This is a genomic window from Pseudomonas sp. HP_08 (assembly GCF_055284095.1).
Window position 1 is genome coordinate 13,475 of record NZ_JBTOQC010000026.1, and the last position, 23,617, is coordinate 37,091.

A 23,617-nucleotide genomic window follows, 5' to 3' on the forward strand; every position below is an offset into this window, starting at 1 on the left:
CCGACCGAGACAACGCGGCCTGCTACCGGCCGCGTTATCGATCCAATACCATAGCGGACTCCCCAGGCATCCGGAGTCTTGCCCCGCCGTGATCACTCGTCCGCAAAACCCCGATACGCTCACGCTGCTGTTTTCCCTCAAGGGTTCGATCATCCCGGCCATCTGGCGCAAGGTGCTGTTTACCGTGCTGATCAGTACCGCCGTGGTTGCCGTGCATGGCACCCTGTTCAGCTTCAAATTCAGCCTGACGGCCACGCCCTTCACGTTATGGGGGCTGACGCTGGCGATCTTTCTCGGTTTCCGTAACACCGTGGCCTACCAGCGCTTCTGGGAGGCGCGAACGCTATGGGGCGAGATGCTGATCGTCAGCCGCAACCTGACCCGCCAGACACGCAGCCTGCTGCCAGCGCTGAGTGCTGAACAGCGCCGCTCACTGGCCGACGGCTTGATTGGCTTTGCCTATTTGCTCAAGCAGCATTTGCGCGGCAATGCGCCAGGCGATCAGGAACGACGGCTGTTGGGCACGGATGCCGAGGCGGTAGTGGGCCGGCAGAATCCGCCCAGCGTGTGGCTTGGCTTACTGGGCGAACGCTACATGGCCGCGGCCCGGCACGCGCAGGCCGCCGAGGTGGTGGCGGTGAATATCGATCAGCAGCTCAGCCGGCTCTCATACGTGCTGGGTGGTTGCGAACGGATCAAGGGCACGCCCATTCCGTACCCGTATATTTTGCTGCTGCATCGCACCGTGCATGTGTATTGCCTGCTGCTGCCCTTTTGCCTGGTCGACAGCATCGGCTGGTTTACACCGCTGGCCGTGTGCATCCTGGCCTACACCTTTTTCGGGCTCGATGCGCTGGGCGACCAGATCTCCGACCCGTTCGACACCCAGCCCAACGACCTGCCACTGGAAGCCATGTGCCGCAGTGTCGAGATCGCCGTGCTGGAGTTGCTGGACCAACCCGCACCACCGCCGGTTAAAGCGGTGGATGGGGTATTGCTCTGATCGGTGCCCTGGACCTTATTTAACCGTCTTGTTCAGCTTGCCGGCCCTGATCTGCTCCAGCAGCGGTGTGCACTGGTCCGGTTCGTTATCACCGGTGGCAACCAGTGCCAGCAGGCTGGCAGCAGGACCGGCAGCGATACCCAAGGCAACCATGCCGGCGCCGCGCAGCAGCAACGGGCCGGTTTTCACCCCGGCGTTGGGCTTGGCGAACGGGCCGTTGACGTACAGCGGCGAGCGCAGCGAGAACACCCGGAAGCCCTTGGACTCAGGGTTGATACTCAGGTCCAGTTGCTCGGTCTTGAGGTTGGCGTTACCGGTGATGTGAATGATCGCGTTCTCGGTGTCGAAGACGAACAGGCGGCTGTCGGCCAGGCCGTCCTTGATGGCGAAATCGGTCACCGCGCAGTTGATCTTCACTTCCTTGTCGCCGAACAGCTCGCCGACCACGTAGTTGCCGACGTTGAGCCCGGCAATTTCCATCAGGCCACGACTGATCGCGCCGTCGTTGATCAGCATGCGCAGCTCGCCGTTGGCGGTGCCCAGCAAGGCGGCCACCGAGTTGCCTCGGCCACTGATATCGGCATCGCCATTCAACTCGCCAAAGCTGGTTTTCATCGGCTCGAAGGTGGGGAACAACTGCTTGAGCTTGAAGCCGCGCGCCGTCAGTTTGGCGCGGCCCTGCAATGGCTGGGCGCGACCGTCCAGGCGAATGTCGGCGTCGAGCTTGCCGCCGGCCACGCCAAAGCGCAGCGGTTGCAGGCTGAGCTGGCCATCGTCGAGCAGCACGTGGGTGTACAGGTCGGTGAAGGGCAGGTCCGGGCTCTGCACGATGCGCTTGCCGGTGAACTCGACATCGGCGTCCATGGCGCGCCAGCGGGCGGTCTCGAAGGTTTCGACCGGCAGCACCTTGGTCGCCGGCTGCTTGCTCTGCCCGCCGCGCTTTTTCTGCTCGGCATTGGAGTCGGCACCGATCAGCGGGGCCAGGTCGCTGAACAGCAACTGGTCGGACACCAGCTTGCCGGTCAGCTTGGGCCGTGGCTGGCTGGCGACGAAGCCCAGGTCGCCATGAATATCGCTGTTGCCGATCTTGCCGTTGAAGCCTTCATAGCGAAAGCTGGCGCCTTGCGGGTCCTTGAGGCGCGCGATCAGGCGCCCGTCGGTCGAGTAGGCTCCGGAATCGGGCAGGGTCACGCCGGTCAGCGGATAGAGGTTACTCAGGCTGGCGCCTTCCAGCTTGAGGCGCAGGTCGAGCGCGCCGAAGTTCTGCGGGTCGGTCAGGGTGCCGGCGATCACCGCATGGGTGTCGCCGATGCGCACGTCGGCCTGTACCGGGAACGGCTGGTTAGCGTCCTTGAGGGCCAGCAAGCCACCGACCTTGCCGTTGCCGTTCACCGCCTGGCCGCGATACTGGCCCTTGGTGGTAAAGGCAAACGCATAGTCCTGCGGCACCAGCCCCTTGTCGGCGGCTTTCTTGGCTTCCTTGCCGCCGACAATGTCGCTGAACGGGATCGGCTTGCCCAACGGCGTAATGACCGCTTCCATCTGCGCGTTGAGGGTCTGGTCCTTGAAGCTGACCAGCCCCTTGTCGAACTTGATCGAACCGATGTCCAGCACCCAGGCCGACGGCTTGGCATCAGGGTCGGAGGCCGGCAAGTCGAATACCCAGTTGGCGCGACCGTCGGCCAGGCGCTCAAGCTTCGCGTCGGGGCCGGTCAGTTCGATACGCGGGATCACCACGTGCTGCACCAGCAACGGCAGGGGCGACAAGCGGAAGGTGACTTCCTTGAGCGTGACCATCTGCGGCTGCTTCGACCAGTCGGGGTTGCCCAGGCTCAGGTCCTGAGCAACAAACTGCGGCCACGGCACCCAGGCGCGCCAGCCGCCCTCCTCGGTCTCGCGCTGCCAGTGCACGCTCAGGTCGCCGTTGATGGCAAACGGTCGGTTCAGCGCCTGGCTGACCTTGTCGTTGAGCATCGGCTTGATGCGGTTCCAGTCGAACGTGGCAATCACCACGATCAGGATGGCCAGCAGGGCAATCAGGATGCCCGCTGTCCAGGCGATAATCTTGCGGCTGCGCGTCATTGCACAAATCTCCTAAAACCAGCACGCCATCCGGGGCGCGCCGAAAACGACATATCGCTTAGGACTCATAAAAGCCGTGAGGGTTTGACCCAATCGTGAATCAAATTAGGGCGTGCTAAAGTGCGGCGCAGTTTATCGCCAGAAGCACCGTGTAATGTCAGCCCGCGCCGAACAAAAGCAACAGACCCGCAAAGCCCTGCTTGAAGCCGCTCACCGGCTGATGGAGAGCGGGCGCGGGTTCGCCAGCCTGAGCCTGCGCGAGGTGGCGCGCACCGCCGGCATCGTACCGACCGGCTTCTATCGGCACTTCGACGATATGGACCAGTTGGGCCTGGCACTGGTGACGGAAGTGGGCCAGACCTTTCGGCAGACCATTCGTCTGGTGCGGCATAACGAAATGGTCATGGGCGGCCTGATCGAAGCCTCGGTGCGCATCTTTCTTGAAGACGTGACGGCCAACCGGGCGCAGTTCCTGTTTCTGGCCCGCGAGCAATATGGCGGCTCGCTCAAGGTACGCCAGGCGCTGGCCGCGCTGCGCGAAGGCATTGTCGCCGACTTGTCCACCGACCTTGGCAAGATGTCCAAGTGGCAACACCTGAGCCCGGCTTCGCTGGCGATCATCGCCGACCTGGTGGTCAAGAGCGTGTTCGCCATGCTCCCCGAACTGATCGACCCGCCCGCCACACCGCTGGCTGCGCATCAGACGCCACAGGCAAAGATCACCGAGCAATTACGCTTTATTTTCATGGGCGCCCGGCACTGGCGCGGCTTGAATCACTAAGACAGATAAAGCACCATTTCGATACAGTCTTGTCTTGACGCACCAAAATAACGCACAAACCCCACGCCAAACTCCCATTGCAGACACCTCGAAGTGGCTTTTTGCTCGTTCAAGGCACGTTGGCAAGCCCCTTGCTCTGTCATGAAGCATTGCCAATCGCTGGAAGCCTGCCAATGCTGGTCATTCATAAACGCATCGAAGCCCGGGATCACTGGGACGCCGAATTGTTGCTTACCTTCGAGGCGCGCAGCAAAAGCCGCCTGCGCTGCTTCAGCACCGAGCAGGAAGATGTCGGCCTGTTTCTGGCCCGCGGCCAGTCGCCGCTGCACGATGGCGAATGCCTGCAAGCCGAAGACGGACGCATCGTGCGGGTTCGCGCCCGCCCGGAACAACTGCTGCACGTCACCTGCAGCAGCGCGTTCGAGCTGACGCGCGCCGCGTATCACCTGGGCAATCGCCATGTCGCGCTGCAAGTGGGCGATAGCTGGCTGCGTTTGCTCGACGACTATGTGCTCAAGGCCATGCTCGACCAGCTCGGCGCCCGCTGCGAAACCCTTGAGGCGCCCTTCGAGCCGGAACACGGCGCTTATGGCGGCGGCCATCACCATTCCCGTGCCGGCGAAGAAGACTTCAACTACGCGCCGCGCCTGCATCAGTTCGGCGTGCGCACATGAACAACGCCTGGGCGCTGCTGCGCCTGGCCAGCCCGCAGTTGCCGATCGGCGGTTACAGCTATTCACAAGGGCTGGAACTGGCGGTCGACAACGGCCTGGTGCATGACTCGCTCAGCGCCCGGCGCTGGATCAGCGATCAGTTGCTGCTCAACCTGGCGCGCTTCGAGGCGCCGCTGCTGCTGGCGCATTGCACGGCCGCCCTTGAGCAAGATTGGGGGCAACTGCTGCAACTGAGCGAAGAACACCGCGCCAGCCGGGAAACCCGCGAGCTGCACCAGGAAAGCCGGCAGATGGGCTATTCGTTGCAGCAATTGCTCAACGGCCTGACCGAACTTGATCGCCCGGCGCGGCGCTTTCTGGCGCAAATCGGCGAGCCGCATATCGCCCTGGGCTGGGCGCTGGCCGCCCGCGCCTGGCAAATCGAGCCGCAGGAAGCCCTGGCCGCCTGGCTCTGGAGCTGGCTGGAAAACCAGCTGGCGGTGCTGATGAAAACCTTGCCACTGGGCCAACAGGCTGCACAGCGCCTGACCAGCGAATTGCTGCCGGCGCTGCAACAGGCCCGCCAGCACGCCAGCCGCCTGGACAGCCCGCAATGGGGCAGCGCGCCGTTTGGCCTGGCGCTGGCCAGCATGGCCCATGAACGTCAATACAGCCGGTTGTTCCGGTCCTGAACCCTTGGAGAACACAATGAACAGCCAACCCCTGCGCGTCGGTATCGGCGGCCCGGTCGGATCCGGCAAGACCGCCCTGACCCTGGCGCTGTGCCTGGCACTGCGCGAGCGCTACAACCTGGCGGTGGTGACCAACGATATCTACACCCGCGAAGACGCCGACTTTCTGGTGCGCAACGAGGCGCTGGCGCCGGAGCGCATCATTGGCGTCGAAACCGGCGGCTGCCCGCACACCGCGATTCGTGAAGATGCCTCGATCAACCTGGAAGCGGTCGATCAGCTCAACCGGCGTTTTCCGGGCCTGGACCTGATTCTGGTCGAGTCCGGCGGCGACAACCTCTCGGCCACCTTCAGCCCGGAACTGTCGGACCTGACCATTTATGTGATCGATGTGTCGGCCGGCGACAAGCTGCCACGCAAGGGCGGGCCGGGCATCTGCAAGTCCGACATGCTGGTGATCAACAAGATCGACCTGGCCGACCTGGTCGGTGCCTCGCTGGAAATGATGGACCGCGACACGCGCAAGATGCGTGGCGAACGGCCGTTTGTGTTCAGCAACCAGAAAACCGGCCAGGGCCTTGAGCAGATCATTGCCTTTATCGAACGCCAGGGCCTGCTGAACCCGGCCGCCTGAACCTTATTGTCCAAGGAAAACACCGCATGAACGCTTTGAAAACCTTTGCCGCTCTGGCCCTGCTGGCCGCTCCGGCGCTGGCCTTTGCTCACCCCGGCCACGGCGACAACGGCCTGATCGCCGGCCTCGGCCACCCGCTGGGCGGCCTGGATCATCTGCTGGCGATGCTGGCCGTCGGCCTGTGGGCGGCGCAACAAAGCGGCGCGGCGCGCTGGGCGTTGCCGGTGACCTTCGTTGCCACCTTGCTGGTCGGCGGCCTGCTGGGCTTTGCCGGGCTGCAGCTGCCGGCACTGGAAAGCGGCATCGCGGCCTCGGTCCTGGCACTGGGCCTGGCCGTGGCGCTGGCCGTGCGTCCACCTATGCTGCTGGCGGTAATTGCCACAGCCATCTTTGCGCTGTTCCACGGTGTGGCGCATGGCCTTGAGTTGCCGGAAATGAGCAGCGCCTGGCGCTATGCCGCAGGTTTCGTCGTCGCCACCGCCGCCCTGCATGCGGCAGGTTATGCGCTGGTACGTTATCTGCCGCAGGCCGCTGCACCGCTGGTGCGTGTGGCCGGTGCAGCCTCGGCGCTGGCCGGCGCATGGTTGCTGGCAGGCTGATCGTTTTTTCACGGCCACAGCATGATCGGTGCGCGCCTGTTAACATTGCGCGCACCCGATCCTGCCGTGACGCCAGCCGATGACCCACGCCTCCAGCTCCGCCCCCCAGACTGAACTGACTGCGGTCTTCGCCGCGCTCCAGGCGCACTTTCTGCACGTCATCGTGCCCTTGTGGCAAGGCCCCGGCTGGAACGCCGCCCTCGCCCTGCCCTACGAGGCTGTGGATAACACGCATCAACCGTTGCCGGCGCAGCGTTACCGGGCCATGGCCTGTGCGCGGCAGCTGTTCGTGTTCTCAAGCCTGATCGGCAACCCCGATATCAAGGACGCAGAATCGCGCGCGCATGCTCTGTTTCGCTCGCTGCAACGGCATTTTCACGATGCCGAACACGGTGGCTGGTTCTATAGCATCGATGCCCAGGGCGCACCGCTGGATCGGCGCAAGGATCTGTACACCCACGCCTTTATCATTTTTGCCTGCGCGCATTACTGGCAACGTACCCGCGAGCCTTTGGCCGAGTCGGTGCTGAACGCCGCACTGAGCGTGGTCCGCGAGCGCTTCGGCGACGGCCAGGGTTTGTATGAAGCCAGTCTGGGCGAGGATTGGTCGACGCTGGGCACCGGGCCTTTGCAGAATCCGTTGATGCACCTGGCCGAAGCCTTTCTGGCCACCTTGCAAGTGCGCGCAGACCCGGCCACTGCCGAGGCGCTGGACGGTTTGCTCAAGCATCTGCATGAACGCTTCATCGACCCGGCCAGCGGCCTGATGCTGGAGAAACCGCGCGGGGCTGTGGATAACTGGTATGAACCCGGGCACCAGTTCGAGTGGTTCTTCCTGCTGCAATCGTCCCGCGAACTGCACGGCAAGCCGCTGCACCGCGCGCTCGGCAAGGCCTTTGCGCAAGCACAGGCGCAGGGCGTCGATGCACAAAGTGGCGGGGTCAGCGGGATGCTCAAGCTTGATGGCACCTTGATCGACGGCACCCGGCGAATCTGGGCCCAGGCCGAATACCTGCGCGCCCTGGCCCTGCGCGACGGCGCCCAGGCCGACCTGCTGCGCCAGGCGCAAGCCTTGCAACAGGACTTTCTACATGCCAGAGGCTGGCATGAATGCCTGGATGAAAAAGGGCATGTCAGCCGTAGCGACATGCCCTCGACAACGCCTTATCACCTGGCGACCTGCTATATCGGCCTGGCCGATTACCTGCAGAACCGGTAAGCCCGCATAGGGCCGACCGGGCGGCGATCCGTCGAGCGGCGATCCGTCGGGCGGCGATCCGTAGGACCGGCTTTAGCCGGGAAGCAGGCGACGGCCATTCGCGGCTAAAGCCGCTCCTACGATGAATCAAGCTCGCGCTTAGCCGCGATTACGGTCGATCGCAAAACCTGCCCAGGTCTGGCTCACCGGCATCAGCTCAAGGCTGTTGATGTTGACGTGAGCCGGGGTGTTCATGATCCAGAAGATCGTTTCGGCAATATCTTGCGGCTGGATAGGTTCGGCGCCGGCATAGGTGGCGTCGTACTTGGACTGGTCACCGTTGAAACGCACCAGCGAGAACTCGCTTTCGCACAGGCCCGGCTCCAGGTTGGTCACCCGCACGCCCGTGCCGACCAGGTCATTGCGCAGGTTCAGCGAGAACTGACCCACGAACGCCTTGGTGCCGCCATAGACGTTACCGCCTGGATACGGGTAGTTGCCCGCCACCGAACCGAGGTTGACGATGCTGGCGCCACGGCCATGGCCGATCAGGCGCGGCAGCAGCAAGCGCGTGGTGTAGACCAGGCCCTTGATGTTGGTGTCGATCATGGTTTCCCAGTCGTCCAGATCGCACTTGGGTGCAGGGTCAATGCCCAGCGCCAGGCCTGCGTTGTTGATCAGCCCGCGAATGGTCGCGAACTCTTCAGGCAAGGTCGCGATAGCGCTCTCGATGGCTGCACGGTCGCGCACATCCAGTTCCAGGGTCAGTACGCGGGTCTTGGCCGACAATTCGGCCTGCAGGGCTTCCAGACGCTCTTTGCGGCGGCCAGTGAGTACCAGCGACCAGCCGGCCTCGGCGAAACGGCGGGCACAGGCTTCGCCAAATCCGGAAGTGGCCCCGGTAATGAACACGGTGGAAGTCATTTCGTTCTCCTTGAGTGGCGGCAAAGTGAGCGGCGACAAAACGCGCAGCCTGTTGATAAGTACACAAGAGCGGCAGAATGCCCGTGCCAGCGGCTCTGGATCAAGCCCGAAGGGCAAAGTAACGTGCAATGGCCGGATAATTGAGCAAAAAATGATCAACTGCGTGCAAGCCAGGCCCTGTGGGCGTTACAGAAGGTTTTGCTCACCTTATCCACAGCCAGGCCCACAGTCTTTGGGGGCAAGTGCGAATCAGTGAAAGCCTCGCATTCCGGGGGCTGTAGCGCTGCGCGGCAGGTTTTTCACTTGACTTGCGCGCAAGCAATGTAACGTTGCGGTCATGGAGAAAAAATCAAAATGCCCTGTAGCCCAAGGACAACGCTGGATTGCGCAGTCTTTCCAAGGCTTTCCCACAGACTTATCCACAGGCAAGCAGCGCTTTTTTGCTGTATGAATAAACAGCCTTAAAGCCGTTGACAAAGCCCCTTGAAGCACGGCCTGAAAACGCTGTTCATTTTTTGATCAAAAGCTTGAAGGCCTTGTATATAAAGGGCTACAGCCAGCTACTACCAAGTTATCAACAGCCAGTTCCACAGTAATCCTGAACAAGTCAAAAGCATGACAAAACAGGCCTGAACAGCGGTTTTATGTCGCGCCTGAGCAGTTCTTCAAAAAGGTTTTCCACAATTTGAAAAAAACGCCCCGGACGGAAACCGGCCGGGGCGTCTGTGGACAAGTTACGCAGGCGTCAATGTCCGCCCAGGTAAGCGTTACGCACCTCTTCGTTGCTCAGCAGCTCCTGGCCGCTGCCGGTCAGGCGAATCTCACCGTTGACCATCACATAGGCGCGGTCGGAGAGCTTGAGGGCGTGGTTGGCATTCTGCTCGACCAGAAAGATGGTCATGCCGCCGGCCGCCAGCTCGCGCAGGATCGAGAAGATCTGTTTGACGATGATCGGCGCCAGCCCCAGGCTCGGCTCATCGAGCAGCAGCAGTTTGGGCCGGCTCATCAGCGCACGGGCAATCGCCAGCATCTGTTGCTCGCCGCCCGACATGGTCATGGCGCGCTGGTTGCGGCGCTCCTTGAGTCGCGGAAACAGCTCGAACATGCGCTGCATGTCTTCGGCGCAGTGCTTGTCGCCAATCGGAATGGTGCCCATCAGCAGGTTCTCTTCCACCGACATGTCGGGGAATACTCGGCGGCCTTCCGGCGACTGGGCGATGCCGTTGGAGGCGATGTAGTGCGACGACTTCTGGGTGATGTCGGTGCCTTGATAGAGGATCTGCCCGCCGGCCGCGCGGGGCTGGCCGAAGATCGACATCAGCAGCGTCGACTTGCCGGCGCCGTTGGAGCCGATCAGGCTGACCGTCTCGCCTTCGTTGATGTGCAGCGAGACTTTCTTGAGGGCCTGGATCGGCCCGTAGAACACATCGATATCCTTCATTTCGAGGATCGGGTTACTCATACCAATTCCTCTTCATCCGCGCCCAGGTAGGCGGCGATCACCTTCGGATCGTTGCGTATCTGCTCAGGTCCGCCCTTGGCAATCACGTTGCCGTGGTCGAGCACCACGATGTCATCGGAAATGCCCATGACCATGCCCATGTCGTGCTCGATCAGCACGATGGTCATGTCGTGCTCGTCGCGCAGCTTGCGGATCATGCCGCTCAGCGCTTCGGTTTCCTGCGGGTTGAGGCCGGCGGCCGGTTCGTCCAGGCAGATCACTTGCGGGCGGGTACACATGGCACGGGCAATTTCCAGGCGGCGCTGCTGGCCGTAGGACAATTCACCGGCCAGGCGGTTGGCACAATCCACCAGATCGACCACCTCAAGCCAGTAGAACGCCGTGTTCAGCGCATCCTCTTCGGCCTTGCGGTAGCCACGGGTGTTGAGAATGCCGCTGATCAGGCTGCGATTGACCCACATGTGCTGGGCCACCAGCAGGTTTTCCACCACCGACATTTCCTTGAACAGGCGAATGTTCTGGAAGGTGCGTGCCAGCCCTGCGCGGTTGACCAGGTGAGTACCGCCGAACATCTTGTAGTAGACCCGGCTGAGGAAGCTGGCCGGCGACACGAAGTCAGTGGCCTGGAACGACTCGCCCAGCAGCTTGATCACGTTGGTGGTCTTGCCACGGGTGTGCAGCTCGATACGCCCGCCGGTGGCCTTGTAGAAGCCGGTCAGGCAGTTGAACACGGTGGTCTTGCCAGCGCCGTTGGGACCGATCAGGGCGAAGATCGAATTGCGACGCACCTCAAGGCTCACATCGCTGAGCGCCTTGATACCGCCGAAGTGCATCATCAGGTGCTCGACCGAAAGAACGATTTGATTGCTCATCGGGCAGCTCCTTCCTGAACCAGGGCACCTTTGCGTGGTTTGACGCCGGTACGGCTGATACGAATCAGGCCACGTGGCCGCCAGATCATCATCACCACCATCAGGATGCCGAACAGCAGCACGCGGTATTCGGCGAAGTTACGCAGCAGTTCAGGGGTGATGGTCAACACGAACGCAGCAATCACCACGCCGACCGTCGAGCCCATGCCGCCCAGCACCACGATGGCGAGGATCAGCGCCGACTCGAAGAAGGTAAACGAGGTCGGGTTGACGAAGCCCTGGTACGAGGCGAAGAACACCCCGGCCAGGCCTGCGGTCGAGGCACCGATGGTGAAGGCCGAGAGTTTGACCAGCACATGGTTCAGGCCCATCGAACGGCAGGCGATTTCGTCTTCGCGCAGCGCTTCCCAGGCACGGCCGATCGGCATGCGGGTCAGGCGATGCTTGATGAACAGCACGGCCAGCACCACCAGGAACAGCACGGTGTAGATGAACAGGAATTTCAGATCGCCGTTGTATTCGAAGCCGAAATACTCGTGAATCGGAATCCCGCCATCCTTGGCTCGCCGGCCGAACTCCAGGCCGAAAAAGGTCGGCGACGGCACGGGTACACCATTCGGGCCGCCGGTGAACGACAGCCAGTTGTTGAGCACCAGACGGATGATTTCACCAAAGCCCAGGGTCACGATGGCCAGGTAGTCGCCGTGCATGCGCAGCACCGGGAAGCCCAGAATGCAGCCGGCCAGCGCCGCCGCGATCGCCGCCAGTGGCAATGCCGACCAGAAGCCCAGGCCCAGATACTGGTAGCCCAGCGCCAGACCATAGGCGCCGATGGCGTAGAACGCCACATAGCCGAGGTCGAGCAGGCCGGCCAGACCGACCACGATGTTCAGGCCCAGGCCCAGCAGTACGTAGATCAGCCCGAGAATGACCACGGTCAGCAAGTACTTGTTGGCAAAGATCGGGAACACGATCGCAATCACGATCAGCGCCGGAATGATCCAGTACAGGCTCGACTTGTGATCGGGCTTGAGTACATGCACGCCCGAGCCGCCCGACTCGATACCGGCAGCCACACGCAAGCCGCTTGGGGTCTGCAGGAACAGGCTCAGCAACAGACGGCCGACCATCACCACCCCGACCAGTGCCGCGACGCGGCCCGGCTGCAGGTTGAAGCTGTAGCCATCGAGCACCACGCCGACGACGGGACCGAAGACGATGAGCGCCAGCAAACCGGCCAGCACCGCATCGATCAGGCTTTTCTTGTAATCGATTGGTTTGATAGGAGCAGACATGCTTACACCTTAGCCACGAGTGGGCGACCCAACAGGCCCTGAGGACGGAAGATCAGAATCAGCACCAGCAGGCCGAAGCTGAACACGTCTTTGTAGTCGGAGTTGATCAGGCCGGAGAACTGCGCCTCGGCAACGCCCAGAATCAGGCCACCGAGCATCGCGCCCGGCAGCGAGCCGATACCGCCCAGCACCGCTGCGGTGAACGCCTTGATGCCGATCACGAAGCCTGCATAGAAGTCGAAGGTGCCGTAGTTCATGGTGATCAGCACACCGGCCAGCGCGGCCATGGCGGCACCGATGATGAACACATAGGAAATCACCCGGTCGGTGTTGATGCCCAGGATCGACGCCATCTTGCGGTCCTGCTGTGTGGCGCGGCACATGCGGCCCAGCTTGGTGCACTTGATGATGTAGGTCAGGATCGCCATGCCGGCGAAGGCGGCGATCAGGATGAAGATCTTGGTGTAGGTGATCTGCACGAAACCGCTGCCGATCTCGAAGCGCCAGGCGCCTTCGAGCAGCGTAGGGACGCCTTGCTGGCGTGCGCCCTGGCTGATCTGCGCGTAGTTCTGCAGGATCAGGGAAATGCCGATGGCGCTGATCAGCGGCGCCAGGCGGGTGGAGTTGCGCAGCGGCTTGTAGGCCACCCGCTCAATGACAAAACCGTAGACGCCAGTGACCACGATGGTGAACACCAGCGTGCCCAGAATCAGGAAAGGGAACGATTCCATGCCGAAGAACGACAGGACCGCCAGACCGATAGCGGTCAGGTAGGCAGAGATCATGTACACGTCGCCGTGGGCGAAGTTAATCATGCCGATAATGCCGTAGACCATCGTGTAGCCGATGGCGATCAGGCCGTAGACCGACCCGAGGGTCAGGCCGTTGACCATTTGTTGCAGAAAAATACCGTCCATCACGCACGCTCACACACTTGAAGGCCGCTCAGGGTCCTGCCCGCCGCACCCCGAAATGGCGGCGGCGAACAGGTTGTCAGGCTCGGAAGAAGCCCGGGGCCACGGCGGTGGCACCCGAATCGGGATTACTTCTGTTTTTCGAGTTGTTTGTATTTGCCTGTGGCGTCCCACTGGTAAACGACGTAGTCGGAGATTTTCAGGTCGCCCTTGGCATCCCAGGTCTTCTCGCCCATGACGGTCTTGACCGGGTTGGCCTTGAGCCATGCAGCGGCGGCATCGCCCTTGTTGGACTTGGCACCGTTGAAACCGGCGGCCAGGGCCTGCAACGAAGCGTAGGCGTAGAGGGTGTAGCCTTCAGGCTCGTAACCGGACTTGCGGAACTCGTCGACCACCGCCTTGCTGTCTGGCAGCAGGCGCGGGTCGGCGCCGAAGGTCATGTACACGCCATCGACGTATTGCGCGCCGCCAGCGGTGGTGACCAGTTCGTCGGTGACGATGCCGTCGTCGGACATGAATTTCACGTCCTTGAGGCCCTGCTCGCGCAGCTGGCGAACCAGCGGGCCGGCTTCCGGGTGCAGGCCGCCGAAGTAGACGACGTCGGCGCCTGTGGAGCGGATCTTGGTGACCAGGGCGCTGAAGTCTTTCTCGCCACGGGTCAGGCCTTCGTACAGTACCGGGGTCACGCCACGCTTGGTCAGCTGCAGCTTGGTCGCATCGGCCAGGCCCTGACCGTAGGTGTCCTTGTCGTGGATCACGGCAACTTTCTTGCCCTTGAGTACATCGACGATGTAGTCGCCCGCCACGATGCCTTGCTGGTCATCGCGACCGCACATGCGGAACACTTCCTTGAGCCCGCGCTCGGTCACGGTCGGGTTGGTGGAGCCCGGAGTGATGGCAATCACACCGGCATCGCTGTAAACCTCTGACGCTGGAATGGTCGAGGAGGAGCAGAAGTGCCCGACCACGCCTGCAACCTTGTCCTGGTCAACCAGACGGTTGGCCACAGCCACGGCCTGCTTGGGTTCGCAAGCATCGTCGCCGGGTACCAGCACGATCTTCTCGCCATTCACGCCGCCCGCCTTGTTGATGGCATCGGCGGCGGCCTGTGCGCCCCTCATATACTGTTCGCCAAACGAAGCATTGGCGCCGGTCATGGGACCGGCTACACCGATCTTCACGTCCGCCTGTGCAAAAGACGACACGCCCAATGCCGTTGCCACTGCGATTGCAAGAAAGCCTTTCCGGTAGAACGTCTGCGACATGAGTGGTGCTCCTGGGTTTTTTTAGTTAGCACTGCGACTACGAAATTGCTTTGAGCAAGCGCCGTGCCATCATTTTTTATTTTTTTAAAACTCAACGCCGGGATGACATTCGGTCATCGGCGGGCCAGCAACACAAGGAGGTGCAACCGTCTAAATCCGATAGTTGCAACCTGAAGATAAACAAGTACAACCAATGCACACAAAAAGCAGCAACCCACCCAACCAAAGATGGGCAACCAGACGGTAACCGGATCTGTCACCGAAGTGCACACCGGCGGTGCGCGACCGCTACGGGACGCACCATTTTGAGATTAGTGGATTGTGAGCGTAACGCCGGGATTTGCGGCCTGGGCGCACGATCGATCCAGAGGATATTGATAACCGGGCGCAGGGTGCGGGGCAAACGAGGTTTAAGCGCGATGTCATTCCGTTTGGGCATGAACCCAGGTTGCTTATGCCTCGTCCCAGAACGTGACATAGATCAGGCTATCCAGGCCCACGCCTGCCTGAAATGAAAAGGGCCGGCCCAATGCTGCGATCTTGCGAGTGCATTCGCGATTTACCCGGGAGTAGGTGCCCATGGTCAACCTGCCATCCGGCACTTGAACTGTTCCGAAGATGAAGCCTACCTTGCGTGTGGTACTTACCTCAGCGAACAGCTTATTAATCAGGCTGGGTGGATCAGGGTCCAGATAAAAATGCACCTGAACGCTCCCCTCGTGCAATAACCGCCTCAGGTCGACATTTTCGACATTCAAGAAAGCCGGAACCTGAACCCTGTGATTCGTCCCGGGAGGAAACGTCACCTTTAGCTCGCCATACATGTTTGGCGGGCCACGCACGTCAAATGCAGCGCCTTCGATACGCTCAAGGCTGGCATACGAAACCGACTCGGGGGTCAAGAGCTTCACTTGAGCAGAACACAGCAGCGCCTGACCGTATTCGCCAGGCAAGTAGGGCTTGTAGTCCTGCGGATGCAACGCGCTGACTTCGAAGTAAGGCGATGTATCAAAGGTCACGGCTCGCCTGACAGCCCCGACATGATAGGGGCGCACGACGTTCACGAGGTCCTCTATCCGGGTAGTCAGCGACATTTGAAAGCCGGCCTGCTGACGCGCCTGAATAATACCGATCAGGTAATCCTTGAGGATTTTCCTTTGCCCCGCGTCCAGAGCGCTCTTGCGCCTGCTGATATGCACGACCGCCCCATCTTTACCCTCTCGCGTGATCGCCAGGCTGTCGCGCGCAATACCCAGTTTTTCAAAGGCACGCGCCAACTGCGACTCATGGGAATAACGAGAGGCGGGCTCGACAACGACACCCTCGTAAACAGCGCCGGATGAGAACTCCAGCGTCGCCAGTTTTTCCTTGCAGCCGACCAGCAGGATGCTCAGTAACATGACCATTAATAACTTCATCAGCGTCCCTTCTAGCCGGCATTGAGCACTGCATGCACCTGCTGTTCCTGGCCGGGCAAGAACAAGGGGCTTTTTATAATGATCAAGCGCAGGCTTTAAAAGCGAACGAGAAAAAATAGATGATTCCTACTTGCTCATGTAAGAAGACCTACACAGCACGCCATGGGTGTCGGTTCAAGAAAGTGCCCCGATGTGGTTTTTACGTGGGCATCATGCTCACCCCGACACACGCACCGACTTGAGTTGCCACCTTCGACGACGGGGCTGTCAGATTGTTTTTCGCCCGGACCGTGTCCGCCCACCGGTCATGCTGCCGTTATTCAGGGCTCATCCCAGAAGGTGGCGTATTTGAGGCGATCAATCGTGTCGCCCGCATAAAAGGAGAAAGGACGTCCAAGATCCGCAATCCTTTTCTCGCAATCCACATAGGGCTGCCATTGCGAGAGGGGCTCGGCACCCGGCGCCGGTGGGTCAATATGACCGAAAACAAAGCCTGCGCTGTCGATCATCCTGAGAACCGGCGTACCGTCTCTGTAGGTGAGCGACTGCTTGGATGGGGCCATATTGAGCCGTACTTCCACGCCTCGCTCATCCAGCAACCGGGCAAGACTTGCATCCTTGAGTTTCAGGCGTGCATTCAAGGGAATCTGTGGCGCCGCCTGGGTATCGGACCGGGTAGTGAGTTGCATCTCAAGCCCCTTCTCGTCCGTGAAGCGACTTCCCGGCAAAGGTGCAATGCTTTCGTAGCGATCAGGAATCGGTACTTGCAGGAACGCGCCGAGATAACACAGCGACTGCCCTTGTTCCGACGCACGTCGCCAGTTGATTCCGAACGTTTCGATACCTGCCTGTGGCCCCGCCTCGAGGCGAAGCCAATCGTGGGTAAACTTGATGGCCGAGACACTGATAGAACTTCTCAGCGTTGCGAAATCAATACGTTTGGCCGCCTCAAACCTGGGAGTTACGGTCAGCTTCATCTCGAAGTTGACCTGCTCGCGCGCCTGCAGAATGCCGATCAGATAAGCCTTGATAATCGCTCGCGTCTCGGGCGTCAGCGCGCGCTTTCTGATGCTCACCTGTAACGTGGCACGGTCGCCGCTGTCCGCGACGATGTCCACATTCTCAGGGTTTATTCCAAGCTTCCACAGGCCCCGTTGCAACTGCTCGACATAGCGACGCTTCGGCAAACCGGTATCGGCAGGCAGTCGATCCAGATAAGAGCGGCCAAACTCCAGCGTAGCGAGCTTTTCCCATGGGAATATCGAGTCGCAGCCCGCCAGAATCAAAAGGCTGGCGATCACGCATAAACCGGTTTTTTTCACACACTCTCCTGTAATGCCCGGCAGCCTGGGCAATCCATCATTCTTCCTGTGTCGAGCGCTGCAACCTTACACGCAGTGCATTCAGAAGCCACCGAAAAACCCTTTGAAGTCCGCCCCCACACACCCCACAGACAGCGCCTGCACACCGGAAAGCCTTGCCTGTGCGGCGAAAGAAATCCCCCCTCATCCATCCACCGCTGGCATCATGTGGCCCTCGGTACGCGCATCGTTCAGGCGGCCTGACCCTTGAGCTTCGCGCTGCCGGACCTATTTCTTGTCCAGGCTGCGTCGTGCGCGCAGCCCTGCCGGAGTCACTTGATGAGCGAGAGCGCTTTCTCCGAACGCATCGTGCAGAACCTGATCGACACCGATTTCTACAAACTCACCATGATGCAGGCGGTGCTGCACAACTATCCCAATGTGGACGTGGAATGGGAGTTTCGCTGCCGCAATGGCGAGGACCTGCGCCCTTACCTGCCTGAAATCCAGCAGCAGATCGAGCGCTTGAGCGAGCTGTCGCTGGGCGATGAGCAACTGGATTTTCTGGAGGGCATCAGCTTTCTGAAACCGGACTTTCTGCGTTTTCTCGGGCTGTTCCGCTTCAATACCCGTTATGTCAAAGCCAGCATCGAGAACGACGAGCTGCGCATTCGCCTGCACGGTCCGTGGCTGCATGTGATTCTGTTCGAGGTGCCGCTGCTGGCCATCGTCAGCGAGGTGCGCAATCGCCAGCGGCATCCGCACATTGTGCTCGATCAGGCCCGCGATCAGCTGCATGCCAAGTTCGACTGGCTGAGCGCCAATGCTGCGCCCGATGAACTGGCCGAGCTTAAAGTGGCGGACTTCGGTACGCGCCGGCGCTTTTCCTATGCGGTGCAGGAAACCGTGGTGGACGTGCTCAAGCGCGATTTTCCCGGTCAGTTCGTCGGCACCAGCAATGTGCACCTGGCGCAGAAGATGGACATCAAGCCGCTGGGCACCATGGCCCACGAGTGGATCATGGCGCACCAGCAACTGGGGCCACGACTGATCGACAGCCAGAGCGCCGCGCTGGATTGCTGGGTGCGCGAGTACCGGGGTTTGCTGGGTATCGCGCTGACCGACTGCATCACCACCGATGCCTTCCTGAACGATTTCGATCTGTACTTCGCCAAGCTGTTCGACGGCCTGCGGCATGATTCGGGGGATCCGGTGAAGTGGGCCGAAAAATGCATCGCTCACTATCACAAGCTGGGCATCGAGCCGATGAGCAAGACGCTGGTGTTCTCCGATGGCCTGACGCTGCCACGGGCGCTGGAGATTTTCCGTGCCCTGCGCGGGCGCATCAACGTCAGCTTCGGTATCGGCACCAACCTGACCGCCGACATTCCCGGCGTCGCGCCGATGAACATGGTGCTGAAGATGACCGCGTGTGCCGGCCAGCCGGTGGCGAAGATTTCCGACGAGCCGGGCAAGGCCCAGTGCAAGGACCCCAACTTCGTCGCTTACCTGCGGCATGTGTTCAAGGTGCCGGCAGAGCCCGGCCAGTAAGTCTTTATTCTCTTTCCACAAGGAGCGTTCCATGCAAGCCCTACAACGCCAGATCGCCGAACAGCTCAAGGTCCAGCCGCCGTTTGCCGATCAGGCGGCCCTGCAGGCCGAAGTGACCCGTCGGGTCGAGTTCATCAAGCAATCGCTGCACAATGCGCGCCTCAAGACCCTGGTGCTGGGCATCAGTGGCGGCGTCGACTCGCTGACCGCAGGCCTGCTGGCCCAGCGCGCGGTGCGCGAACTGCGTGAAAGCAGCGGCGACAACGCCTACCGGTTTGTCGCGGTGCGCCTGCCGTACCAGGTCCAGCACGATGAACACGAAGCCACGGCGGCCGTGGACTTCATTGCTCCGGACGAGCGCCATACCGTCAATATCGGCCCGAGCGTCAAGGCACTGGCCGTCGAGGTCCGTGCTTTTGATGAACAGCACGCCAGCGCAGTGGATTTCGTGGTGGGCAATACCAAGGCGCGGATTCGCATGGTCGCGCAATACACCATCGCCGGCGCCTATCAGGGCCTGGTGATCGGCACCGACCACGCCGCCGAAGCGGTGATGGGCTTTTTCACCAAGTTCGGCGATGGCGCCTGCGATATCGCGCCGCTCAGTGGCCTGGTGAAAAACCAGGTGCGCGCCATTGCCCGCAGTTTCGGTGCGCCGGAATTTCTGGTCGAGAAAGTACCTACCGCCGACCTGGAAGACCTGGCGCCCGGCAAACCGGACGAAGCCTCACACGGCGTGACTTACACCGAGATCGATGCGTTTCTGCATGGCGAACCGGTGCGTGAAGAAGCGTTCAGGATCATCAGCGAGACCTACGCCAAGACCCAGCACAAGCGTGAGCTGCCTTACGCACCATGATGACGGCTGTTATTTGACAATCACGTCGCCGCGCATCATCGCGACGTGGCCCGGGAAGGTGCAGAAGAAGGTGTATTTCTGCGCCGGATCAAGCTGGGTGGCGTCGAAGGTGATCGAATCGCTTTCGCCGCCGCCGATCAGCTTGGTATGGGCGATAACCCGGGTATCGCCTTCCTTGATGTGGTTGTTGTCGATGCTGGCACTCATGCCGTCGGTGGCGACACCCTGAACATCATCGGTCTTGCTCAACACCCAGTTGTGGCCCATGACGTTTCTTGGCAGGGAACCAATGTGCTTGAGCTCCACGGTGAAGGCCTTGCAGCTCTTGTCGATTTCAACGGTCTGGGTCGTGAACTGCATCATGTCGTTCGACTCGACCGTCGCCTTGCACTCGGCAGCCAGCAACTGACCGCTGGCCAGCGTCAGCACAGAAGCCGCCAAAAGTTTGCCAATCATCTAAATCTCCTTGGAAGGGTGTTCGGTATGGCTTGAAGACTGCCTGATCCGGCCCCCGGTTCCAAGAACCTGCGGCAACGTGACTCCAACCCTCAGACCTCTACCGGCATCACGGTGACGCTGACCTCGGGATCATGGCTGCCGCCGCCCAGAATCACCCCACGCAGCGGCGATACGTCAGAGAAGTCCCGCCCCCAGGCCAGCGTGATGTGCTCCAGCGCTGGCTGGATATTGTTGGTCGGGTCGAAGTCGACCCAACCCAGCGTCGGGCAGAATACCGAGACCCAGGCATGCGAGGCATCGGCACCGATCAGGCGCGGCTGGCCGGGTGGCGGCTGGGTCAGCAGATAACCACTGACATAGCGCGCCGCCAGCCCGCGCGAGCGCAGACAGGCGAGCATCAGGTGCGCGAAGTCCTGGCAGACGCCGCGGCGCCGCTCCAGCACTTCGACCAGCGGCGTCGCCACCTGAGTGGCCTCGGCATCGAAGGTGAACTCCTTGAAGATCTTTTCCATCAAGGCCTGCGCGCCGAGCAACACCGGCCGCCCCGGCACAAAGCAATCGTCCGAGAAATCGGCGAATGCACGCTTGAGATGGATATAAGGCGACTGAAAGCGATACCGCGAAGCATCCAGTACGCTGGACTCCATCGGCAGGGCACTGTAGGTCAGCGCGTTGCGCGTCAGTTCCCAGGCAGCGGAGCACTCGAAATCCAGCAGCGGACGCTCCAGCACTTCGACACGCAGCTGCGCATTGATCTGCAACTCATCGTGCGGCCGCTCGAAGGCCAGGCGGGTCACCGGATTGCCGAACACATCCAGCTCGTCGCGGCGCATGGTCGGCAGCGGACTGATGTCCAGTTGCTGCTCCAGGCAATGTTGCCACGGGCTGTTGCGCGGCCACAGGTGCGCCAGTTGCTGGGCCAGGGACACCGGGCTGTCGTAGTGGTAATGGGTATCGTGAAAAATCTGGTAATGAGCACTCATCAGACGGACACCGTACGCTGGCTGACATCATCGACATGGGCAAAGTGGCGCAGCGCCAGGCGGTCGGACACCACACCACTGGCATCGCCCACCGCTTGCAACAGGTCGGCCAGCGCGTGCAACGCCGACTCTACGCCGCTGTCGCCGAACAACGGATTGTCCAGGTTGCCGAGGTCGACGCTCGCCAGCCGCCGTGCCAGCACCGCCAGGCTGTTGTCACGTGGCGAATCGAATGTCTCGTTGAGACGGCGCAACGAACGCGACACCTGCTTGAGCTGGAACAGCACGGCATGCGGGTTCTGTTCGTCGAGCAGCAACAGGTCGAGCACCGGAATCAATTGCGGCACGGCCATGTAGCGCGAGCGATAGGTGATGCTGCTGTTGCCCAGTTCCAGCAGCCACTCCAGCGCCGGCTGGTCCTTGACCGCTGCACCGCGCAAGAAAGCCGCCAGGGTGTTGCTGAGAAAGCGCAGCCGCTCGATGCGCCGGCCGATCATCAGAAAGCTCCAGCCTTCGTCGCGGGTCATGTCGTCCAGAGCAAAGCCTGACAATGCCGCCAGCGACATCACCAGCCGGTTGAGAAAATCCAGCAGCTCGCCGAAATCCGGCGCTTCGGTTTCCAGGCTCTGCGCCTCGCGCTGCAGTTCGACCAGCGCCTGCCAGTTTTCCCGCGACAGCTTGCCGCGCACTTGCGAGGCGGCCCACTGCAAGCGTTGCAGGCTGGCACGCAGGCTGAACACCCAGTCTTCGCCCAGCACGGCGGTCAACAGGCGCTGCTCCAGTGTCTCGTCCTCTTCGGCTTCGGGCAGCAGGCCAAGACGTTCGGCCAGGTCGACCGCGGCCTGCAAAGCCAGCGGGTCATCGCCGTCGATATAGCGCGCCAGCATGATGCGCAACAGCCGCGCACTGTCATCGCAGCGCTCGCTGTAACGGCCGAACCAGAACAGGTTTTCCACCACCCGCGATGGCAGATAAGGATCGCGGCGAATCAGGTCATGCACGCCGATGCTGCGCCGGCCTTTCCAGGGCTCGCTGGGCTGGGCACGCTCGCCCAGCACCCAGGTGTCCTTGCTGGCGCCGCCGCGTTGCATCGACACCACATCGGCATTGGCCTGCGCCGCCACCCGGGTCAGGCCACCGGGCAGCACCCGGTAACCGTCGGCGCTGGCCACGGCATAAAGGCGCATGCCGATCGCTCGCGCTTGCAAGCCGGTGCCATCGCTTTCCAGGACCGGCGCCTGCGACAGCTGCGCCAACTCCTGGGCAACATACGCATAGGGACGCGCCTGAATGCGCCGCGCCAGCGCCTCACGCTGTGCATCATCCAGGTCACGACCGAAGACCGGGGTAAAGCGCTGCGACGGAAATGCCGGCTTGAACAGCAGGTCGGGTAACTTATCCAGCGCTTGCTCCAGCACCGGCGGCTCACCGCACCACCACGTCGCAATCGAGGGCAGCAGCAGCGTTTCGCCGAACAGGTGCTCGCAGATCTTCGGCAAAAAGCCCAGCAGACCCGGCGACTCCAGCACGCCGCTGCCCAAGGCATTGGCCACCAGCACATGGCCTTGGCGAACGGCCTCCAGCAGCCCCGGAACACCCAGCGCCGAATCGGTGCGCAGCTCCAGCGGGTCGCAAAAGTCGTCGTCGAGCCGGCGCATGATTGCGTGAACCCGGCGCAGGCCGCTGAGGGTCTTGAGAAAGACCTTGGCGTCACGCACCGTGAGGTCGCTGCCTTCAACCAGCGGGTAGCCCAGATGGCGGGCCAGGTACAAGTGTTCGAAATAGCTTTCGTTGAAACGCCCGGGCGTCAGTACCACCACCAGCGGCGCTTCATCACCGGCTGGCGCCTGGCGCGCCAGGGTCTGTTGCAAGGTATCGAAGAAGCCCGCCAGATGACGAACCTTGAGGTCGCGATAGATCTCCGGCAAGGCGCGGGCGACGCTCTGGCGGTTTTCCAGCGCGTAGCCTGCACCCGATGGCGCCTGGGTACGGTCGGCGGTTACCCACCAGCGACCGTCCGGGGTACGCGCCAGATCGACCGCGTACATGTGCAAGAAGGTGCCTTCCGGCGGTTTCACGCCTTGGCACGGCCACAGAAAGTTGTCGTGACCAAACACCAGTTCAGCCGGCAACAAGCCTTCGGCAATCAGGGTTTGCGGGCCATAAAGATCGGCCAGCACGGCATTGAGCACGCGGGCGCGCTGGGCGATGCCGGCCTCGATCTGCTGCCATTCGTCTGCGGCAATCACATGCGGCAGCAAGTCCAGCTCCCAGGGCCGGTCGGCGCCCTTGGGGTCGGCATAGACGTTGTAGGTGACGCCGTTTTCCTGGATCTGCCGGGTCAACAATGCCTGACGCTGCACCAGTTGCGTCGGGCTGCTGCGTTGCAGGTGCGCGTGCAGACGCCGCCAGTGCGCGCGCAGCGTGTCCGGCGCGTCGAGCATCTCGTGATAAGTCCCCGACGAAAAGGGGTAACGGTCAAGCAGATCAGGCATGCAAGGCTCGGCAGATGGCGATGGGGACGACAGGGTAATCCACGCGGATTTCACTTACGGTGCTGCCGACACATTACGGCCCGGGGGGGGGGGGGGGGGGGGGGTCGGGGGGGGGGGGGGGGGGGGGGGGGGGGGCGGGGGGGGGACGCCGGAGGGGGGGGGGGCGGGGGCGCGGCG

General features: G+C 61.7%; 21 protein-coding genes. 9 read left to right on the forward strand and 12 right to left on the reverse strand.

Translation table 11 applies throughout. From position 1 onward, the window contains the following. The first annotated feature begins 88 nt into the window (after positions 1 to 88). On the forward strand, positions 89 to 1,003 hold the full coding sequence (locus tag ACYAS9_RS21475) for a bestrophin family protein (RefSeq protein WP_463570323.1): 915 nt from the start codon (positions 89 to 91) through the stop codon (positions 1,001 to 1,003). Between the two features lie 15 nt (positions 1,004 to 1,018). Here ACYAS9_RS21475 and ACYAS9_RS21480 read toward each other — a convergent pair whose 3' ends face one another. Next, positions 1,019 to 3,085: an AsmA family protein gene (locus ACYAS9_RS21480; protein ID WP_463570324.1), complete on the reverse strand. Its 2,067-nt coding sequence runs from the start codon at positions 3,083 to 3,085 to the stop codon at positions 1,019 to 1,021. A gap of 154 nt (positions 3,086 to 3,239) precedes the next feature. Between ACYAS9_RS21480 and fabR the strand changes: the two genes are divergently transcribed. From fabR to ACYAS9_RS21510, 6 genes are all read left to right on the forward strand, one after another. After that, positions 3,240 to 3,866 (forward strand): HTH-type transcriptional repressor FabR, encoded by a 627-nt coding sequence (gene fabR / locus ACYAS9_RS21485; protein ID WP_463570325.1) that lies wholly within the window; start codon positions 3,240 to 3,242, stop codon positions 3,864 to 3,866. A gap of 173 nt (positions 3,867 to 4,039) precedes the next feature. After that, positions 4,040 to 4,540: an urease accessory protein UreE gene (ureE, locus tag ACYAS9_RS21490; RefSeq protein WP_463570326.1), complete on the forward strand. Its 501-nt coding sequence runs from the start codon at positions 4,040 to 4,042 to the stop codon at positions 4,538 to 4,540. Further along, on the forward strand, positions 4,537 to 5,211 hold the full coding sequence (locus ACYAS9_RS21495) for an urease accessory protein UreF (protein WP_463570327.1): 675 nt from the start codon (positions 4,537 to 4,539) through the stop codon (positions 5,209 to 5,211). Before ureE ends, ACYAS9_RS21495 begins: the two co-directional genes overlap by 4 nt. A 16-nt stretch (positions 5,212 to 5,227) precedes the next feature. Further along, entirely contained in the window at positions 5,228 to 5,845 is a 618-nt protein-coding gene (gene ureG / locus ACYAS9_RS21500; protein WP_463570328.1) for an urease accessory protein UreG, read from the forward strand. A 26-nt stretch (positions 5,846 to 5,871) separates the two neighbouring features. Beyond that, positions 5,872 to 6,444 carry a HupE/UreJ family protein gene (locus tag ACYAS9_RS21505; RefSeq protein ID WP_463570329.1) on the forward strand — a complete coding sequence of 191 codons (573 nt, stop codon included), beginning with the start codon at positions 5,872 to 5,874 and terminating at the stop codon, positions 6,442 to 6,444. A 79-nt stretch (positions 6,445 to 6,523) separates the two neighbouring features. Then, positions 6,524 to 7,663, forward strand: a complete 1,140-nt coding sequence (locus ACYAS9_RS21510; protein WP_463570330.1) for an AGE family epimerase/isomerase — start codon at positions 6,524 to 6,526, stop codon at positions 7,661 to 7,663. Positions 7,664 to 7,801: 138 nt separating this feature from the next. Here ACYAS9_RS21510 and ACYAS9_RS21515 read toward each other — a convergent pair whose 3' ends face one another. The 8 genes from ACYAS9_RS21515 to ACYAS9_RS21550 form a co-directional block, all read right to left on the reverse strand. Then, complete coding sequence (locus ACYAS9_RS21515) at positions 7,802 to 8,566, reverse strand: SDR family oxidoreductase (protein ID WP_463570331.1); 765 nt, start codon at positions 8,564 to 8,566, stop codon at positions 7,802 to 7,804. Between the two features lie 745 nt (positions 8,567 to 9,311). Next, the gene (locus tag ACYAS9_RS21520) at positions 9,312 to 10,028 is read right to left on the reverse strand and encodes an ABC transporter ATP-binding protein (RefSeq protein ID WP_463570332.1); all 717 of its coding nucleotides are present in this window, start codon (positions 10,026 to 10,028) and stop codon (positions 9,312 to 9,314) included. Then, a complete protein-coding gene (locus ACYAS9_RS21525) occupies positions 10,025 to 10,900 on the reverse strand; it encodes an ABC transporter ATP-binding protein (RefSeq protein WP_463570333.1) in 876 nt (291 codons plus the stop codon). Before ACYAS9_RS21525 ends, ACYAS9_RS21520 begins: the two co-directional genes overlap by 4 nt. Next, entirely contained in the window at positions 10,897 to 12,195 is a 1,299-nt protein-coding gene (gene livM / locus ACYAS9_RS21530; protein ID WP_463570334.1) for a high-affinity branched-chain amino acid ABC transporter permease LivM, read from the reverse strand. The genes ACYAS9_RS21525 and livM overlap by 4 nt, the downstream gene beginning before the upstream one ends. Before the next feature lie 2 nt (positions 12,196 to 12,197). After that, positions 12,198 to 13,112, reverse strand: coding sequence for an ABC transporter permease subunit (locus ACYAS9_RS21535; RefSeq protein ID WP_463570343.1), 915 nt, complete (start codon positions 13,110 to 13,112; stop codon positions 12,198 to 12,200). 125 nt (positions 13,113 to 13,237) lie between these two features. Next, complete coding sequence (locus tag ACYAS9_RS21540; RefSeq protein WP_463570335.1) at positions 13,238 to 14,374, reverse strand: branched-chain amino acid ABC transporter substrate-binding protein; 1,137 nt, start codon at positions 14,372 to 14,374, stop codon at positions 13,238 to 13,240. A 452-nt stretch (positions 14,375 to 14,826) separates the two neighbouring features. Next, a complete protein-coding gene (locus ACYAS9_RS21545) occupies positions 14,827 to 15,792 on the reverse strand; it encodes a hypothetical protein (RefSeq protein WP_463570336.1) in 966 nt (321 codons plus the stop codon). Between the two features lie 320 nt (positions 15,793 to 16,112). After that, positions 16,113 to 17,114: a hypothetical protein gene (locus tag ACYAS9_RS21550; protein ID WP_463570337.1), complete on the reverse strand. Its 1,002-nt coding sequence runs from the start codon at positions 17,112 to 17,114 to the stop codon at positions 16,113 to 16,115. A gap of 318 nt (positions 17,115 to 17,432) precedes the next feature. Between ACYAS9_RS21550 and pncB the strand changes: the two genes are divergently transcribed. After that, a complete protein-coding gene (gene pncB / locus ACYAS9_RS21555; protein ID WP_463570338.1) occupies positions 17,433 to 18,644 on the forward strand; it encodes a nicotinate phosphoribosyltransferase in 1,212 nt (403 codons plus the stop codon). Positions 18,645 to 18,675: 31 nt separating this feature from the next. Beyond that, the gene (gene nadE, locus ACYAS9_RS21560; RefSeq protein WP_463570339.1) at positions 18,676 to 19,503 is read left to right on the forward strand and encodes an ammonia-dependent NAD(+) synthetase; all 828 of its coding nucleotides are present in this window, start codon (positions 18,676 to 18,678) and stop codon (positions 19,501 to 19,503) included. Positions 19,504 to 19,512: 9 nt separating this feature from the next. On the opposite strand, the gene azu is transcribed toward nadE, so the two are convergent. The 3 genes from azu to ACYAS9_RS21575 form a co-directional block, all read right to left on the reverse strand. Further along, on the reverse strand, positions 19,513 to 19,959 hold the full coding sequence (azu, locus tag ACYAS9_RS21565; protein WP_463570340.1) for an azurin: 447 nt from the start codon (positions 19,957 to 19,959) through the stop codon (positions 19,513 to 19,515). A 92-nt stretch (positions 19,960 to 20,051) separates the two neighbouring features. Then, on the reverse strand, positions 20,052 to 20,945 hold the full coding sequence (locus ACYAS9_RS21570; RefSeq protein WP_463570341.1) for a transglutaminase family protein: 894 nt from the start codon (positions 20,943 to 20,945) through the stop codon (positions 20,052 to 20,054). After that, on the reverse strand, positions 20,945 to 23,440 hold the full coding sequence (locus tag ACYAS9_RS21575) for a circularly permuted type 2 ATP-grasp protein (RefSeq protein ID WP_463570342.1): 2,496 nt from the start codon (positions 23,438 to 23,440) through the stop codon (positions 20,945 to 20,947). The genes ACYAS9_RS21570 and ACYAS9_RS21575 overlap by 1 nt, the downstream gene beginning before the upstream one ends. Between the last annotated feature and the right edge of the window lie 177 nt (positions 23,441 to 23,617).